Annotated in this window: 14 protein-coding genes; 3 read left to right on the top strand and 11 right to left on the bottom strand. The window is 69.5% G+C overall.

The features are described from left to right. Positions 1-8: 8 nt before the first annotated feature. The 6 genes from ntrX to FRZ61_RS11010 all read right to left on the bottom strand — a co-directional run bounded on the left by ntrX (position 9) and on the right by FRZ61_RS11010 (position 8345). Complete coding sequence (gene ntrX / locus FRZ61_RS11035) at positions 9-1406, bottom strand: nitrogen assimilation response regulator NtrX (protein ID WP_151117495.1); 1398 nt, start codon at positions 1404-1406, stop codon at positions 9-11. Continuing rightward, positions 1396-3696 (bottom strand): sensor histidine kinase NtrY-like, encoded by a 2301-nt coding sequence (locus tag FRZ61_RS11030; protein ID WP_225309210.1) that lies wholly within the window; start codon positions 3694-3696, stop codon positions 1396-1398. Before FRZ61_RS11030 ends, ntrX begins: the two co-directional genes overlap by 11 nt. A 60-nt stretch (positions 3697-3756) precedes the next feature. Further along, a complete protein-coding gene (gene ntrC / locus FRZ61_RS11025) occupies positions 3757-5193 on the bottom strand; it encodes a nitrogen regulation protein NR(I) (protein ID WP_151117493.1) in 1437 nt (478 codons plus the stop codon). A gap of 35 nt (positions 5194-5228) precedes the next feature. Beyond that, positions 5229-6401 carry a two-component system sensor histidine kinase NtrB gene (locus FRZ61_RS11020; RefSeq protein WP_151117490.1) on the bottom strand — a complete coding sequence of 391 codons (1173 nt, stop codon included), beginning with the start codon at positions 6399-6401 and terminating at the stop codon, positions 5229-5231. A 3-nt stretch (positions 6402-6404) separates the two neighbouring features. Beyond that, complete coding sequence (dusB, locus tag FRZ61_RS11015) at positions 6405-7391, bottom strand: tRNA dihydrouridine synthase DusB (protein ID WP_151117488.1); 987 nt, start codon at positions 7389-7391, stop codon at positions 6405-6407. Between the two features lie 138 nt (positions 7392-7529). Then, a complete protein-coding gene (locus tag FRZ61_RS11010) occupies positions 7530-8345 on the bottom strand; it encodes a cytochrome C assembly family protein (protein ID WP_151117485.1) in 816 nt (271 codons plus the stop codon). 279 nt (positions 8346-8624) lie between these two features. On the opposite strand from FRZ61_RS11010, the gene FRZ61_RS11005 reads away from it, so the two are divergent. From FRZ61_RS11005 to FRZ61_RS10995, 3 genes are read left to right on the top strand one after another with little or no spacing between them, the layout of a single operon-like run. Beyond that, positions 8625-9794, top strand: coding sequence for a bifunctional 2-C-methyl-D-erythritol 4-phosphate cytidylyltransferase/2-C-methyl-D-erythritol 2,4-cyclodiphosphate synthase (locus FRZ61_RS11005; RefSeq protein ID WP_151117481.1), 1170 nt, complete (start codon positions 8625-8627; stop codon positions 9792-9794). Beyond that, a complete protein-coding gene (locus tag FRZ61_RS11000; RefSeq protein ID WP_151117478.1) occupies positions 9791-10273 on the top strand; it encodes a CinA family protein in 483 nt (160 codons plus the stop codon). Before FRZ61_RS11005 ends, FRZ61_RS11000 begins: the two co-directional genes overlap by 4 nt. Further along, positions 10270-11085, top strand: a complete 816-nt coding sequence (locus tag FRZ61_RS10995; protein ID WP_151117477.1) for a DUF429 domain-containing protein — start codon at positions 10270-10272, stop codon at positions 11083-11085. The genes FRZ61_RS11000 and FRZ61_RS10995 overlap by 4 nt, the downstream gene beginning before the upstream one ends. A gap of 8 nt (positions 11086-11093) precedes the next feature. On the opposite strand, the gene FRZ61_RS10990 is transcribed toward FRZ61_RS10995, so the two are convergent. The 5 genes from FRZ61_RS10990 to FRZ61_RS10970 form a co-directional block, all read right to left on the bottom strand. Next, positions 11094-11285, bottom strand: a complete 192-nt coding sequence (locus FRZ61_RS10990) for a DUF4926 domain-containing protein (protein WP_151117476.1) — start codon at positions 11283-11285, stop codon at positions 11094-11096. 174 nt (positions 11286-11459) lie between these two features. After that, the gene (locus FRZ61_RS10985; RefSeq protein ID WP_151117475.1) at positions 11460-12263 is read right to left on the bottom strand and encodes a heme ABC transporter ATP-binding protein; all 804 of its coding nucleotides are present in this window, start codon (positions 12261-12263) and stop codon (positions 11460-11462) included. Continuing rightward, entirely contained in the window at positions 12263-13330 is a 1068-nt protein-coding gene (locus FRZ61_RS10980; RefSeq protein WP_151117472.1) for a FecCD family ABC transporter permease, read from the bottom strand. Before FRZ61_RS10980 ends, FRZ61_RS10985 begins: the two co-directional genes overlap by 1 nt. Continuing rightward, positions 13327-14199: a heme/hemin ABC transporter substrate-binding protein gene (locus FRZ61_RS10975; RefSeq protein WP_151117470.1), complete on the bottom strand. Its 873-nt coding sequence runs from the start codon at positions 14197-14199 to the stop codon at positions 13327-13329. The genes FRZ61_RS10980 and FRZ61_RS10975 overlap by 4 nt, the downstream gene beginning before the upstream one ends. Before the next feature lie 5 nt (positions 14200-14204). Beyond that, on the bottom strand, positions 14205-15272 hold the full coding sequence (locus tag FRZ61_RS10970) for a hemin-degrading factor (RefSeq protein WP_151117468.1): 1068 nt from the start codon (positions 15270-15272) through the stop codon (positions 14205-14207). Between the last annotated feature and the right edge of the window lie 14 nt (positions 15273-15286).

Raw genomic sequence — 15286 nt, 5'->3', positions numbered from 1 at the left:
GCCGCAGATCACCCTTCGACCCGCTCTCGATCGTTGGTCACGATGCCGAGCGCCCGCAGCTTGCGGTGCAGGGCCGAACGTTCCATGCCGATGAAGGCGGCGGTGCGCGAGATGTTGCCGCCGAAGCGGGCCACCTGCGCATCCAGGTAATGCCGCTCGAACAGCTCGCGCGCCTCGCGCAGCGGCAGCGACATGATCTCGCCGTTGCCGAAGGCGCCGAGCGTGGCCGAGGTCTCGCCGGCGATCTCCGGCGGCATCATCCGGGCCACGATCGGCTCGGTGGCGTCGCCCGGCGCCATGATCAGCAGCCAGTCGATGACGTTGCGCAGCTGGCGCACATTGCCGGGCCAGTCATAGGTCTGGAGCACGGCGAGCGCATCCTCGCCGAAGCGCCGCGCCGGAACGCCCGCCAGCTCCGCCGCCCGTGCCATGAGATAATCGGCCAGGAACGGGATGTCTTCGCGCCGCTCCTTGAGCGACGGTACCCGCAGCGGCACGACGTTCAGCCGGTAATAGAGGTCCTGGCGGAAGCGGCCCTGGACGATCTCCTGGGCGAGGTCGCGGTTGGTGGCGGCGATGACCCGAACATCGACCTCGACCCGACGGTTGCCGCCGACGCGGTTGAAGGTCTGCTCCTGCAGCACGCGCACGATCTTGCCCTGGGTCTCGAGCGGCATGTCGGAGACCTCGTCCAGCAGCAGCGTGCCGCCATGGGCCTGCTCCAGCGTGCCGATCTTGGCCGGCCCGTGCTCCTCGCTCTCCTCATGGCCGAAGAGCTCGACCTCGAGCCGGTCGGGATGCATGGTGGCGCAATTCAGCGCCACGAAGGGGCCGTCGATGCGCCGCGACAGGCGGTGCAGCATGCGCGCCGCGACCTCCTTGCCGGAACCGGCGGGCCCGGTGATCAGGACGCGGCTGCCGGTGGGCGCCACCCGCTCGATCGCCTGGCGCAGCTGCACGATGACCGAGCAGTTCCCGATCAGCTCCGTGTCGCCGCCGCTGCGGTGCCGCAGCTCGTCGTTCTCGCGCTTGAGGCGCATCGCCTCGATGGCGCGGGCCACCACCAGCAGCAGCCGGTCGGCCTTGAACGGCTTTTCAATGAAATCGTATGCGCCTTCCTTGATGGCCGCGACCGCGGTCTCGACATTGCCGTGGCCGCTGATCATCACGACCGGCAGGTTGGGATGGTCGCGCTTGATCAGCGTCAGGAGCTGCATGCCGTCGAGCGCGCTGCCCTGAAGCCAGATGTCGAGCAGCACCAGGCTCGGCCGCCGGCGCGCGATCGCGTCCAGCGCGCCCGTGCTGTCCGCCGCCTCGCGGGTCTCGTAGCCCTCGTCCTTGAGCACGCCAGCCAGCAGCAGCCGGATATCGGCCTCGTCATCGACGATCAGGATATCAAGTGCCATGGGCCATGCTCTTGCTCGTCACATCTGTCTGCGGCTCGGCCGCTCTCTCGGTCCCGGCCGGGAATACAAGTCGGACCACCGCTCCGCCGCCCGCCCGGTCGGCAAGTTGCAACTGGCCGCCATGGTCTTCCATGATTTTCTTCACGATGGCAAGACCCAGGCCGGTCCCCTTGGCGCGTGTCGTGACATAAGGCTCGGTCAGGCGCTCCCGCCCGGAGGACGGAAGGCCGCGGCCATTGTCGGCGACGGCGAGAATCACCTTGTCTCCCTGCGCCTCGAGGCTGAGCTCGATCTCGCCCGGCGGCAGCGTCTCTCCCGGCTGCGGGGACCTGCCGTCGATGGCGTCGATCGCGTTCTGCAGCAGGTTGGTCAGGGCCTGGCTCACCTGCCGGGAATCGCAGGTCACGATGACAGGTTCGTCCGGCAGGCGGGTGTGATATTGCACGGTGGGATTGGCGGTGCGCTGCAGGAACAGCGCCTGCCGGCAGAGATCGAGCAGGTTCTCCGGCCGCAGCACCGGCGCCGGCATCCGCGCGAAGGATGAGAATTCGTCCACCATCCGGCCGATATCGCCGACCTGGCGCACGATCGTATCGGTGCAGACCTGGAAGGTCTCCGGATCGCTGGTGATCTCCTTGAGATATTTCCGCTTCAGCCGCTCGGCCGAAAGCTGGATCGGCGTCAGCGGGTTCTTGATCTCGTGCGCGATGCGCCGCGCGACGTCGGCCCAGGCCGCCTTGCGCTGCGCCGACATGAGTTCCGTCACGTCATCGACCGTGACCACCAGCCGGATCAGGTCGCCTTCGTCGAGCTCGCTCACCACGCGGACGATCATGGTCCGGGTCTCGCTGCCGCGCGTGATCTGGATCTGGCCTTCGGCGGGGCGGCCCAGGCGGCGGCGCCCCTGCTCGATCACCGGCGCCAGCTCGGGGATCAGCTCGCCCAGCGGCTTGCCCACCGCGGCCACGAGGTCGCTATGGAGCAGCAGCGAGGCGGAACGGTTGGGCAGGCGGATGCGGCCTTCGTCATCGAGCCCGATCACGCCGGCCGAGACGCCGGCGAGCACCAGCTCGGTGAAGCGGCGGCGCTCGTCGAGCTCGCGGTTGGTCGAGACCAGCTGGTTATGCTGGCTCTCGAGCTGTCCCGTCATCCGGTTGAAGGCGTGCGACAGGGCGCCGATCTCGTCGTCGGCCGCCGCCTCCGGCACGCGGGCCGCCAGATCGCCATGCGCGATGCGCTCGGAGGCCGAGACCAGATCGCCGATCGGCCGCGCGAGCTGGGTCGCCACGATGAGCGCCAGCCAGACGGCGGCCAGCAGCATCAGCAGCGCGATCACGATGAAGATCAGCACGAAGGTGATCTGCAAGCCCGACCGCCGTCCCTCCAGTTCCTCATAGAGCTGGGCGGCGCCCTCGGTCGCGTTCAGATGCGCGATCACCCGCGGATCGACCAGCCGGCCGACGAAGAGATAGGTGTCGGACACGGGATCGAGCTGCACCAGCGCCCGCACCCGGTCGCCGGTGTCGGAGGGCAGCAGCACCAGATCGCCCTGATGCGCGCGCGCGATCGCCCAGTTGGGTAAATCGGGGTCGAACTCCATTACCAGGTTGAAGCCCGCGCTGGCGAGGACCTGGGCCTGGCTGTTGATCAGCACCGCCTCGTTGAGGCCGCGGGCGCGCACGTGGAAATCCATCAGCCGCTCGAAGCGCTGGCGGTTGACCATGAGGAACGGGCCTTCGCGGCGCAGATCCTCCGCCATGGCGAGCACGTCGCCGCCGATATTGCGCTGGTGCTCCTCGAGATAGGCGCGCGCCACCACGAGGGAGTCGTGGACCGCGGTGCGCACCCGGTCCGAGAACCAGGCTTCCATGCCGAGATTGAGAAAGAGCGTCGAGAACAGCGCGATGATGATGGTGGGCGTCACCGCCAGCAGGCTGAACAGCATCACCAGCCGGGCATGGAGGCGGGCGCCGGCGAGACCGCGGCGGCGCTCGAGCCAGAGCACGACCAGCCGGCGCGCCACCAGCGCGCCCAGCGCCAGCAGGACCACGAGGTCGACCAGCAGCAGCAGCAGCACGATGCGCGGATTGGTGCGGATACCAAAGCTGCCGCTCATCGCCGAGAAGGTGGCGACGCCCGAAACCAGGGCCAGCACGAGCAGCGCGATCGAGAGCTTGCGCTCGACGTGATGCCGGTGCGTCCACTGAATGAACGACCGATAAAGCGGTTCAGGGCTCCAAGAGCGCCCTGCCGCGGCGGTCGGCGCGGTATCGTCGGCCTGCATTGCCATTCAGGCCCTGGCTAGATCGTCATATCGGGCGGCGGTGGGTCCGGAAGCGCCGAGGGGACGCTATTTTAGGCCGCGCAGGACGGAGATGTCCAATTCCCTGATTTTCTTGCGTAATGTGTTCCGGTTGAGCCCCAGCATCTCGGCCGCCCGGATCTGGTTGCCGCGGGTGGCCTCGAGCGAAAGCTGGATCAGCGGGCGCTCGATCTCCCGCAGGACACGATCGTAGAGCCCCCGGGCCGGAAGCCCGTGGGTGTGGGCCGAGAAATAGTCGCGCAGATGGCGCTCGGCGGCCATGGCGAGCGACTCGCCGGCCGGCTTGCTGGGCGTGGCGGCATTGGCGATGGCCGCCAGCTCGCGGGCCACGATGTCGACGCCGATGACGTCCTCGCCATAGATGACGGCGACGCGGCGCACCAAGTTCTCCAGCTCGCGCACATTGCCCGGCCATTCATAGCGCTGCAGCCGCTCGATCGCGGCCGCGTCGAACATCTTGGGGCTGCCGCCCTCCTCCGTCGCCCGGTTGAGGAAATGCCGGACCAGGTCGGGGATGTCCTCGATGCGCTCGCGCAGGGGCGGCAGGCGCAGCGGCACGACATTGAGGCGATAATAGAGATCCTCGCGGAACTGGCCGCGGCGGACCTGCTCGCGCAGGTCGCGATGGGTCGCGGCGACGATGCGCAGATCCGCCCGGATCGGCTCGCGCCCGCCCACGGTGGTGAACTCGCCCTCCTGCAGCACGCGCAGCAGCCGGGTCTGGGCCTCGAGCGGCATGTCGCCGATCTCGTCCAGGAACAGCGTGCCGCCCGCCGCCTGCTCGAACCGGCCGGTCGCCTTGTTGATGGCGCCGGTGAAGGCGCCGCGCTCATGGCCGAAGAGATCGCTCTCGATCAGGTCGCGCGGGATCGCCGCCATGTTGACCGCGATGAAGGGTCCCTTGCGCCGCCGCCCATAATCGTGGAGCGCGCGCGCGATCAGTTCCTTGCCCGTGCCGGACTCGCCCGTGAGCAGCACCGTCAGGTCGCTCGTCATCAGGCGCGCCAGGAGCCGGTAGATCTCCTGCATGGCGGGCGAGCGGCCGACGATCGGGAGCGCCTCCTCATCGCCGGCCGATTCATTGGCCGGCACCGGCTTCGGGCGCGACAGGGCCCGCTCGACGGCGTTGCGCAGATCGCCCAGGTCGAAAGGCTTCGCCAGATATTCGAAGGCGCCGCCCTCGGTCGCCTTGACCGCGGTGAGCAGCGTGTTGCGGGCGCTCATCACGATCACGCGCAGGTCGGGCCGCAGCTTGCGGATGCGCGGCAGCAGATCGAGCCCGTTCTCGTCCGGCATCACCACGTCGGTGATGACGAGGTCGCCGGCCCCGTCCTTGACCCAGCGCCAGAGCGTGGCGGCATCGCCCGCGGTGCGGACCTGATGGCCGAGCCGGCCCAGGGCCTCGCTCAGCACGGTGCGGATGGCACGATCGTCGTCGGCGACGAGAATGGTGTTCGCGGCCATGGCTTCAGATCTCCACCATCATCAACGTTGCGACCTCAGCTCTCGGGCGCGGCGGGCAGCAGCACGGTGAAGACCGTGCGGCCCGGCACGCTTTCGAACTCGATGGCGCCGCCGTGGTCGGCGACGATCTTGGCAGCCAGAGCCAACCCGAGCCCCTTGCCGGTCGGCTTGCTGGTGACGAAGGGATCGAAGAGCCGGGCCTGCATCGCCTCGGGCACGCCGGCGCCGTTATCCTCGATCGAGACGGCCAGCGGCAAATGAGGCGCCGCACCGCCGCCCGGGCGGGTCAGCTTCGCCCCCTGCCGGTAGCGCGTGATGAGACGGATGCGCCCGGTCTTGGGCTGGGTCGCCTCGGCCGCGTTCTTCACCAGGTTGAGGAAGAGCTGCACCAGCAGGTCGCGGTGGCCGTTGAGCGATGGCAGGGAGGGATCGTAATCGGCGACGATGCTGCGCTCGGCCGCGACGCCGGCCTCGCCCAGGCGGCGCACGTGATCCAGCACCTCGTGGATGTTGAGGGCGCTGAAGGCGGCCGGTGCGGCCTGCGCGAACATCTCCATGCGGTCGACCAGGCCGCGGATTCGATCGGCCTCCTCGCGGATCAGCGAAGCCAGCATCTGCCGACCCGGCGGCAGGTCGGGCTCGATCAGCTGGGCCGCGCCGCGGATGCCGGAGAGCGGGTTCTTGATCTCGTGCGCGAGCAGCGCCGCCATGGCGTTGAGCGAGCGCACCGCGCCCTGCTGCTGCGCCTGGCGGTCGAGGCCGCGCGCGATCAGCCGCTCGCGCAGCACGACCGCGATCCAGCCCGGGCGGTTCGCCAGCGGCGCCAGATCGACCGCCGCCTCGCGCCTTCCGAAGCGCGGGGATTCCACGACGCAGGCCTCTTCCGAAAGGGCCACGCCGTCCTGCCGCACCTGATGGATCAGCGTCAGCAGCGGTGAATCCCCGACCAGGATCTCGGCCAGCGCGCGGCCCCTCAGATGCGCCGCGCTGGCGCCGAGGAACTGCTCGGCCGCGCCGTTCACCATCCCGATGCAGTCGAGATCGTCGAGCGCGATCAGCGGCAGCGGCAGCGCCTCGATCAGGTCGAGGCCCGACGGCAGTTGCGGATTGGCGGGATTGGGAAGCCCGTTGTCGGGACCCGCGTCATAAGCCAGATCGCGCGCGGCGACCGCGCGGACCGGGATGAGGGTAGCCGTCCGCGCGCGCATGGGTTACGCCGCCTCCCGTTCGAGGAGCGGCGAATAGAAATCGCTCAGCAGCCGCTCTACCTGCTCAGGCTGATCGCAATGATTGATGGCGGTGCGGAACTCCGCGGCGCCGTAGAGGCCCTTCGAGTACCAGCCCAGATGCTTGCGCGCGATCTTGACGCCGGTCTCTCGGCCGTAATGCAGCAGCATGTCGCGGTAATGCGCCATGACCGTCTCGAACTGCTTCCAGAGCGGCGGGTCGGGGAGGCGCTCGCCGGTGCGCAGGAACTGCATCACCTGCTTGAGGAACCAGGGGCGGCCATAGGCGCCCCGCCCCACCATCACGCCGTCGGCGCCGGACAGGCGCAGCGCTTCGCCCGCCTCGTCGAGCGTGGTGATGTCGCCATTGACCACGACCGGGATCGTCACCGCCGCCTTGACCTGCTGCACGAAGGCCCAGTCGGCGGAGCCCGCATAGAACTGGCAGCGGGTGCGGCCATGGATCGTGACCATGCGGATGCCGCAATCCTCGGCGATCTTCGCGAGGCGCGGCGCGTTGCGGTTGGCATCGTCCCAGCCCATGCGCATCTTGAGCGTCACCGGCAGCGACACGGCCTTCACCGTCGCCTCGAGGATTCGCGCCGCATGGAGCTCGTCGCGCATCAGCGCCGAGCCGGCATGGCCGTTGACGACCTTCTTCACCGGACAGCCGAAATTGATGTCGATGATGGCGGCGCCGCGATCCTCGTTGAGCTTCGCTGCCTCGCCCATCACCTCGGGCTCGCAGCCGGCGAGCTGCACCGCCATCGGCGATTCCTCCGGCACGGTCTCCGCCATCTTCAACGACTGGCGCGACTGGCGGATCATCGCCTGGCTCGCGATCATCTCGGACACGACGAGACCCGCGCCCCAGCTCTTCACGAGCCGGCGAAATGGCAGATCCGTGACACCCGACATGGGGGCCAGGATCACCGGGTCGTCGAGTCGATGCGTTCCAATCTCAATGCCCATATATTGGGCAACTCCCGTCACTGCTCAGACTTTAGGCAAATCGCTGCCACGGCCCTACTATGGCGCGATCTTTGCTGCGCTGCAATAGATAGAATTTCTTTTATGTTGCAGCGCGTTATCTAACGCGCGCGAACCGGATCAGGCGAGGATGATCTGGGTCACGACCTTCACGCCCGGATAGGCGAGCGTCAGGAAAAGATAGGCGAGCAGCGCGATTCGCGCCGCGCGGCGGCCGCGCAGACCGCTGAGTCGATGGAGCAGCAGCAAGGCGCCGATGGCGAGGAAGGCGAGCAGCGAGAAGACGGTCTTGTGATCGAGCACGAGCAGCGTGTGCCGCTCCATGTATTCGGTCGCCATGCCCGTCAGCAGCCCGACGCCGAGCACGAAGAGGCCGACCGCCATCAGCCGCACCTCGAGCGCTTCGCAATCGGTCATGGCCGGCAGCGCGCGCGTGATCGCGGTCGGCCGTTTCGCCTTGAGCGCGCGCTCCTGCAGGAAGAGCGCCAGGCTTGCCACCGCCGCCAGCGTGACGAGGCCGTAGGTGGAGACCGAGACGATGATGTGGAGATCGAGCCAGGCGGTGGCGGGTCCCACCGAGATCGGCGAGGACGGCAGCCCCGCCACGCAGGTGGCGAGCAGCCCCAGCAGCAGCAGATAGGGCAGCAGCAGGATCGACAGCCGCAGGCTCTCGCGCACCAGGGCCCCCAACCCCGCGAACAGCAGCAGGCAGGCGCCGATCGTGGCCCAGAGCGCCTGCGACAGGCCCGGCGTCCAGCCATGGCCCTGATGCACCGCCACCACCGTCCCCGCTCCGGCGATCGCCACCGCGAGCAGGATCCAGAAGGAAGGCGTGCCGATGCCCGGCCGGCGCCAGGCCAGGAGCGTCACCGGCAGCAGCGCCACCACCGCGGCCAGGCTCAGGAGATAACCGGAGGAAACGTCGTCGCCCGTCATGGCGCGGCACTATAGAGGCGGGTCAATTCCTTGTCTTGCTGTCCCCTCTCCCACTTCTGGGAGAGGGCCAGGGGGAGGGCTGCTCGGTCTCGGCAGCGAGCGATTTCCAACACCGAGCAGCCCCCTCCCTGCCCTCCCCCGTTCCGGGGGAGGGGATTAAATGGAAACCGTGCCAAGGGCGTCAGGAAGTCAAGTAGTCAAGGTGTCATTGATACCTTGACGCCTTCGCTTTAGCTTCGCCCGCACCATGACCCGTCTATCCCTCCATAAGGTCTACCCATGAGCGGCACCGTCGCGCTCATCGTCGCGGCGGGGCGGGGTGCCCGTTTCGGCGGCGATGTGCCCAAGCAATATCGCCGGCTCGGCGGGCGTGCCGTGCTGCGCCATGCGGTGGAACGGCTGCAATCGCATCCGGGCATCGCGCAGGTGCGCGTCGTGATCTCGCCCGACGACCGCGCGCGCTATGACGAGGCGGTGGCCGGGCTCGGGCTGCTGCCGCCGGTCGCGGGCGGCGCCACGCGCCAGCAATCGGTGCGCAACGGGCTCGAAAGCCTGATCCCGCTCAAGCCCGATGCGGTGCTGATCCATGACGCGGCGCGGCCCTTCCTCGATGCCGGCGTGATCGACCGCGTGATCGAGGGGCTCGCGCGGGCGCCGGGCGCCATCGCCGCGCTGCCCGTCGTCGACACCATCAAGCGCGCCAAGGAGGCAGCCGGCGCGACGGCACGGATCGAGACCACCACGAGCCGCGACCGGCTCTGGCGCGCGCAGACGCCGCAGGGCTTCCGCTTCGACGCCATCCTCGCGGCCCATCGCGCGGCCGCCGGCACCGAGCATACCGACGATGCCGCGGTCGCCGAGGCGACCGGCCTCGCGGTCGAGCTCGTCATGGGCAGCGAAGAGAACTTCAAGATCACGACGGAGGACGATTTGCAGCGTGCCGAACGGCTGCTGGGCGGCGGGGCCTGGGAATATCGCAGCGCCAGCGGCTATGACGTCCACCGCTTCGCGCCCGGCGACGCGATCATGCTTTGCGGCATCCGCGTGCCGCACAGTGCCGCCCTCGAAGGCCATTCCGACGCCGATGTGGGCTTGCATGCGCTGACCGACGCACTTCTGGGCTGTATCGGCGCCGGCGATATCGGCCAGCATTTCCCGCCGAGCGATCCGAGATGGCGCGGCGCCGATTCCTCGAAATTCCTCGCCCATGCGGGCGAGCTCGTCGCCGCCAAGGGCGGGCGCATCGCCCATCTCGACGTCACGATCATCTGCGAGCGGCCCAAGGTCGGGCCGCATCGCGCGGCCATGATCGAGCGGATCGCCCAGATCCTCGGGCTCGACCAGGGCCGCGTCAGCGTGAAGGCCACGACCACCGAAGGGCTCGGCTTCACCGGCCGGGCCGAGGGCATCGCGGCCCAGGCGACCGCCACCGTGGCGCTGCCGCTATGACGCCCGAGATCGCACCGACCGAGCTGCTCGAGCGCTATCGCCGCGCCGGCAAGAAGATCGCGACCGCGGAATCCTGCACCGGCGGCCTGGTCGCGGCGGCGCTGACCGACATCGCCGGTTCCTCGGACGTGGTCGAGCGCGGCTTCGTCACCTATTCGAACGAGGCCAAGACCGAGCTGATCGGCGTGCCGGCCGCTCTTATCGCGCGCGTCGGCGCCGTCAGCTCCGAAGTGGCGCAGGCGATGGCGGAAGGCGCCCTTGCCCATTCCCGCGCCGACATGGCGGTATCGATCACCGGCATCGCCGGCCCCGGCGGCGGCACGCCCACCAAGCCGGTCGGGCTCGTCTGGTTCGGTGTCGCAAGGCGCGGCGGACCCACGCTGGTCGAGAAGCGCAATTTCGCCGGCGACCGCGCGGCCGTGAGGCGACAGGCGGTCGCGACGGCCCTGTCGCTGTTGGACTACGCTCTCTCCCGGTGACGCGGAAGCGCCGGCCCTTCGGGATCGATTTCAGCGGCGCCCGCTCCGCGGGCCAGGCGATCTGGATCGCGGAAGGCCGTCTCGAGGGCAGGCGGCGCGTCAGGCTGGTGGATTGCTATCCGGCGATGGCCCTGCCCGATTCCGGCAGGGAACGCGCACCGGCCCTGGCGGCCCTGCGTCGCTTGATCGCGGCCACGCCGGACGGAATCTTCGGTTGCGACTTCCCCGTGGGCCTGCCCAGCCTGGTCCTCGACGGCGCCGACTGGAAGACCTTCATCGCCGGCTTCGGCAGCGCCTACGCGCATGCCGAAGCGTTCCGCGAAGGCTGCCGGCGCATCGCCCAGGGACGCGAGCTGCGCCGCGAGACCGACAAGCTCGCCAAGACGCCCTTCTGTGCCTGGAACCTGCGGCTCTACCGCCAGACCTACCATGGCATCGCCGACATCGTGGCGCCGCTCCATCGCGACGGCCTGGCCAGCATCGTCTCGATCGAGCCGCCCCAGCCGGACCGCGCCTGGATCGCCGAGACCTGCCCCGCCTCGGTGCTGAAGCGGCTGGATCTCTACCGGCCGTACAAGGGCCGGGCTCCGGCCGCGCACAAGATGCGCCGCGACATCCTGGCGGCCCTTGTCGATCTCGGATTCCTGGTGGCGCCGGCGAAACCGGCGCGCGATCGCCTTATCGAGGATCGGGGCGGCGACGCGCTCGACAGCGTCATCGCCTGCCTCGCGGCCGCGGCGACCCTGCGGCAGCTCGAGACGCCCCTCGCCGGTCTCGACCGGATCGAGGGGAAGGTGTTCTTCGAGCTTTGAGCCTCCGCCTATTCGCGGATCAGCACCAGCGCATCGGCCGGGACGGTATAGGCGCCGCCGACGCCGGGAAACTCCACCTCATAGGCGGAAGGCGGCGTGCCGTAGGCTTCGAGGATGGTGCCTTTGGTCATGCGCTGCACCGGCACCTCGGGGTAGCAGGTCCGCAGCATCACCGTGTCATATTCCGAAAACGTCGCCATGAGACCCTCCACGCCAAGGCTGGTGGGCCACCAGTCATGGAACTGAACTGGCTCCTGGTTACGCGAAGAGAAACGGCGGGAGGGGTGTCATAGTTGTGACGGGTTCCCCGTAAACCCGATGGAGAATCCGCAAGCAAACCTCCCCGCTTAACGGGATATGTGTCACCAGGAGTGTCAGGCGCGGGGCGCCTCGCCCATCGCCGGCAGCAGCACCGGCGCCCCCGTCTCGGGATGGCGCAGCGCCAGCATCGGCAGGCCATAGACGGCGCCTGCCTGTTGCGGCGTCAGCACCTCGGCGGGCGTGCCCTCCGCGACGAAGCGGCCTTCGGCGATCAGCAGGACGCGGTCGGCGAAGGCGGCGGCGAGATTGAGATCGTGCAGCGAGATGACGACGCCGCAGCCCCGCTCCGCCATCAGGCGCGCGGTCCTGAGCACGGTCTGCTGATAGGCCGGATCGAGGTTCGAGACCGGCTCGTCCAGCAGCAGGTAGCGCGGCTCGGTGGGACGCCCCTCCTCCCAGATCTGCGCCAGCGCGCGCGCCAGATGGACGCGCTGCTGCTCGCCGCCGGAAAGCTTGCGGTAGTCGCGGGCCGCGAAGGAGGCCAAGCCGACCGCCGTCAGGGCGCCCGTGATCGCGCGCTGGTCGTCGGCGCGGGCCGCATGGTCGATATGCGCGCTGCGGCCGAGCGCCACCACATCCTCGACCGCGAAGCCGAAGGCCAGGTGGTTATGCTGCGGCAGCACCGAGCGCCGGCGGGCGAGCGCCGCCGCCGGCCAGTCCTTGAGATCGCGCCCATCGAGCGCGGCGCGCCCCGAGGCCGGCGCGAGCTCGCCGGACAAGGCCTTCAGCAGCGTCGACTTGCCGGCGCCGTTCGGTCCCAGCAGCGCCAGCACCTCGCCCGGCCGGATCGCGAGATCGGCATCGGGCAGGATGACGCGCGGTCCCCGCGCCAGCACCGCATGCTCGAGCGCCAGCATCAGAACGCCTCCCGGCGGCGCAGCCGCCAGAGGAAGAAGGGCGCGCCGACGAAGCTGGTGACGACGCCGATCGGCAGCTCCGCCGGCAGCACCACGAGCCGCCCGATCAGGTCGGCCACGAGCAGCAGCGAGGCGCCCAGCAGGGCCGCCGCCGGCAACAGGCGGCGGTGATCGGGGCCCACCAGGAAACGGGCGAAATGCGGCACCAGCAGGCCGACGAAGCCGATGGTGCCGGTGAGCGCCACCGCGGCTCCGGCGGCGAGCGCCGTGACAATCACGAGCTGGCGTTTGATGGGCTCGACGGCGAAGCCGACATGGAACGCTTCAGCCTCGCCCAGCAGCAGCGCGTTGAGCGGGCGGGCCAGGCGGATCAAGAGGCCGACCGCGACCAGGATCATGACCGCCACCGGCCAGAGCTGGGCCCAGCCGGTGCCGGCGAGGCTGCCCAGGAGCCAGAACATGATGTCGCGCAGCTGCCCGTCGGGCGCCAGGAAGGTCAGCAGCCCGAGCGCGGCGGCGGCCAGCGCATTGATGGCGATGCCCGCCAGGAGCAGCGTCGCGATATCCATCCCCTCCTGGCGGATCGACAGGCCATAGATGATCGCCGTCACGATCGAGGCGCCGATGAAGGCCGAGAGCGGCAGGAACCAGGGCGCGAGCCCGGCCGGCAGCGCCGCCGCGAGCGGCGCGCCGAAGATGATGGCGCTGGCCGCCGCAACCGTCGCCCCGCCGCTGATGCCGAGCAGCCCCGGATCGGCCAGCGGATTGCGGAAGAGCCCCTGCAGCGCGGCACCGGAGACCGCGAGGCTCGCCCCCACCAGCACCGCCAGCACCACGCGCGGCAACCGCACATGGATCAGCACGGACTCCTCCGCGGCGCCGACATCGATCCATCCGCCGAGCCCGATCCGGTCGGACAGCAGGGAGAGGATCTCCATCGGCCGGATCGCCATGGCACCGATGCCGAGGCCGAGGACGAAGGCCACGGCCAGCAGCGCGCCGAGGCCGAGGAACGGCAGGCCGTCGGAACCTTTTCGCGTGCCCCAGGCGATCGCGCGCTCGCTCATGGTATCGCGAGATCCGACGCCAGCGCCGGATGCAGATGCGACGCGAGCTCGGCCGTGGCCTGCGGTGCGCGCGGCCCGAAGCCCAGCAGATAGTTGGCGTCGAGCACCAGGACCCGGCCCTCCTTGACGGCCGGGACCAGCCCCAGATCGGGCCGCTTGGCCAAACCCTCGATCCCGCCCAGGGTATCGATGCCATGCTGCGCCACGACGACATAGTCGGGATTGGCGGTGACGGCCACCTCGGGCGAGAGCGGCTTGTAGCCGTCATAGCCCTGGATCGCGTTGCGCCCGCCGGCCAGCCGGATCATGCCGTCGGCGGCCGTGTTCTGGCCCGCGGCCAGCGGCGCGCCGTCCGACGCGGAGAGGATGTAGAGCACGCTGGGCCGGGCCTGCTCCTGGCCCAGCACGGCCTTGATCCGCGCGAAGGTCTTCTCGATGCCCGCGACCAGCTCCTCGCCGCGCGCCTCGGCCCCCACCGCCTTCGCCACCTCCCGGATCTTGGCCGAGACGCCCTCGTCCGTCGGCCGGTCGGACACGATCACCACCGGCACGCCGGCCGCGGCGATCTGGTCCAGGATCTTCTTTGGCCCGGCGTGATCGACCGCGATCACCAGATCCGGCGACAGCGCCACGATCGGCTCGGCCGCGAGCGTGCGCATATAGCCGATCTTCGGCAGGGCCGCCGCCTCGGGCGGATAGATACTGGTGGTATCGTCGGCGACGATCCGGCCGCCATAGCCCAGCGCGAAGAGCACCTCGGTCACGGAGCCGCCGATCGAGACGATCCGCATCTCTGCCGCCCGGGCCGGCCCCGCCACGGCGAGGCCAAGCGCGAGCAGCAGCGCCATCAGCACTTGACGTCGGGTCATGATGCTTACTGACCGACCGCTTTCAGGGCGAGCGCCGGCCAGGCCGGGTCCTCGGGCAGGCCGGGCTTGCGCTTGCCGAACATCCAGGCGATCTGCTGGCCCGCCCCGTCGAAGATCTCGAGCGAGGTGACGATGCCGTCCTTGGTCGGCTTGCGCACCAGCCAGCAGCTCTCGATCCCGTCCTCGCGCAGATGCAGGTTGAAGCCCTCGTCGAGCACGTTCTGCCAGGGGCCCATGCGCTTCACGTTGGCGACCGGGCCGGTATGGATCTGGATCACGCCGGGGGAGCCGACGAAGATCATGACCGGCAGGCTCGCCTCGGCCGCGAGCTCGAGGCCGCGCGAGAAGGCGCCCTTGTCGACCTGCTGCGCCAGATCGTCGGCCACGAGGCGGAAGGACTGCACCCGCCCCACCTTCAGCTCGCGCAGCATGCCGAAGAAATCGTGCGTGTCCTGCAGCGCCCGCCACCGGCCGTCGAGGGCCGGCACATCGATTTCCGCATCGGGCCGATCGACCGTCGGCGGATCGACGGCCGCCACGGCGAGGCCCGGTGCCTGGTCCTCGGCCTTGAAATCGCCGACCAGCTTGCGGAAGGCCGCGACGTCGCTCTCGGGCTTCAGATAGATCTTGTGCACCGCCAGCCCGTCGCGATCGAAGAACTGCAGGCTGTGACGCTCGCCCCCCTGCTCCAGCGCCTCGGTCACGGCGAAGCCATGCGCCCAGTGACCGAAGAAGATGCGCAGGTCGATCTCGGGATCGAGCGTCACGCCCCCCTGCTCGTTCAGATGGATCTGGTCGTAGCAGCCGACCTTCTCATGCACGCAATATTCGTTGCGGGTGAGCGCCATCACCCGCCCCAGGGCCGGCATGGCCTCGACCAGCTCCTTCCAGCGCGGCTGCAGCCGGCTGGTGCCGGCACCGAGATCGGTCGCCACCAGCTCGGCCTCGCTCACGCCCAATGCGGCCGCGGCGTCGCGAATCCGTTGTTTCGGATTGGCGGCCTTGTGCTCGGCCCAAACTGCCTTCAGGCTCTGCGGGTCGCGTCGCTGCGCCACGGTCGCATCGTCCAGCATCAAACTCTCCTCTC

The organism is Hypericibacter adhaerens (assembly GCF_008728835.1).
Lineage (GTDB): Bacteria > Pseudomonadota > Alphaproteobacteria > Dongiales > Dongiaceae > Hypericibacter > Hypericibacter adhaerens.
This window is presented reverse-complemented; position numbering and strand designations above follow the sequence as displayed.

Coding starts and splice junctions, on each gene's coding strand:
- ntrX (WP_151117495.1), bottom strand. CDS start 1,406: ATGGCACTTGATATCCTGATCGTCGATGACGAGGCCGATATCCGGCTG.
- FRZ61_RS11030 (WP_225309210.1), bottom strand. CDS start 3,696: ATGGCAATGCAGGCCGACGATACCGCGCCGACCGCCGCGGCAGGGCGC.
- ntrC (WP_151117493.1), bottom strand. CDS start 5,193: ATGGCCGCGAACACCATTCTCGTCGCCGACGACGATCGTGCCATCCGC.
- FRZ61_RS11020 (WP_151117490.1), bottom strand. CDS start 6,401: ATGCGCGCGCGGACGGCTACCCTCATCCCGGTCCGCGCGGTCGCCGCG.
- dusB (WP_151117488.1), bottom strand. CDS start 7,391: ATGGGCATTGAGATTGGAACGCATCGACTCGACGACCCGGTGATCCTG.
- FRZ61_RS11010 (WP_151117485.1), bottom strand. CDS start 8,345: ATGACGGGCGACGACGTTTCCTCCGGTTATCTCCTGAGCCTGGCCGCG.
- FRZ61_RS11005 (WP_151117481.1), top strand. CDS start 8,625: ATGAGCGGCACCGTCGCGCTCATCGTCGCGGCGGGGCGGGGTGCCCGT.
- FRZ61_RS11000 (WP_151117478.1), top strand. CDS start 9,791: ATGACGCCCGAGATCGCACCGACCGAGCTGCTCGAGCGCTATCGCCGC.
- FRZ61_RS10990 (WP_151117476.1), bottom strand. CDS start 11,285: ATGGCGACGTTTTCGGAATATGACACGGTGATGCTGCGGACCTGCTAC.
- FRZ61_RS10985 (WP_151117475.1), bottom strand. CDS start 12,263: ATGCTGGCGCTCGAGCATGCGGTGCTGGCGCGGGGACCGCGCGTCATC.
- FRZ61_RS10980 (WP_151117472.1), bottom strand. CDS start 13,330: ATGAGCGAGCGCGCGATCGCCTGGGGCACGCGAAAAGGTTCCGACGGC.
- FRZ61_RS10975 (WP_151117470.1), bottom strand. CDS start 14,199: ATGACCCGACGTCAAGTGCTGATGGCGCTGCTGCTCGCGCTTGGCCTC.
- FRZ61_RS10970 (WP_151117468.1), bottom strand. CDS start 15,272: ATGCTGGACGATGCGACCGTGGCGCAGCGACGCGACCCGCAGAGCCTG.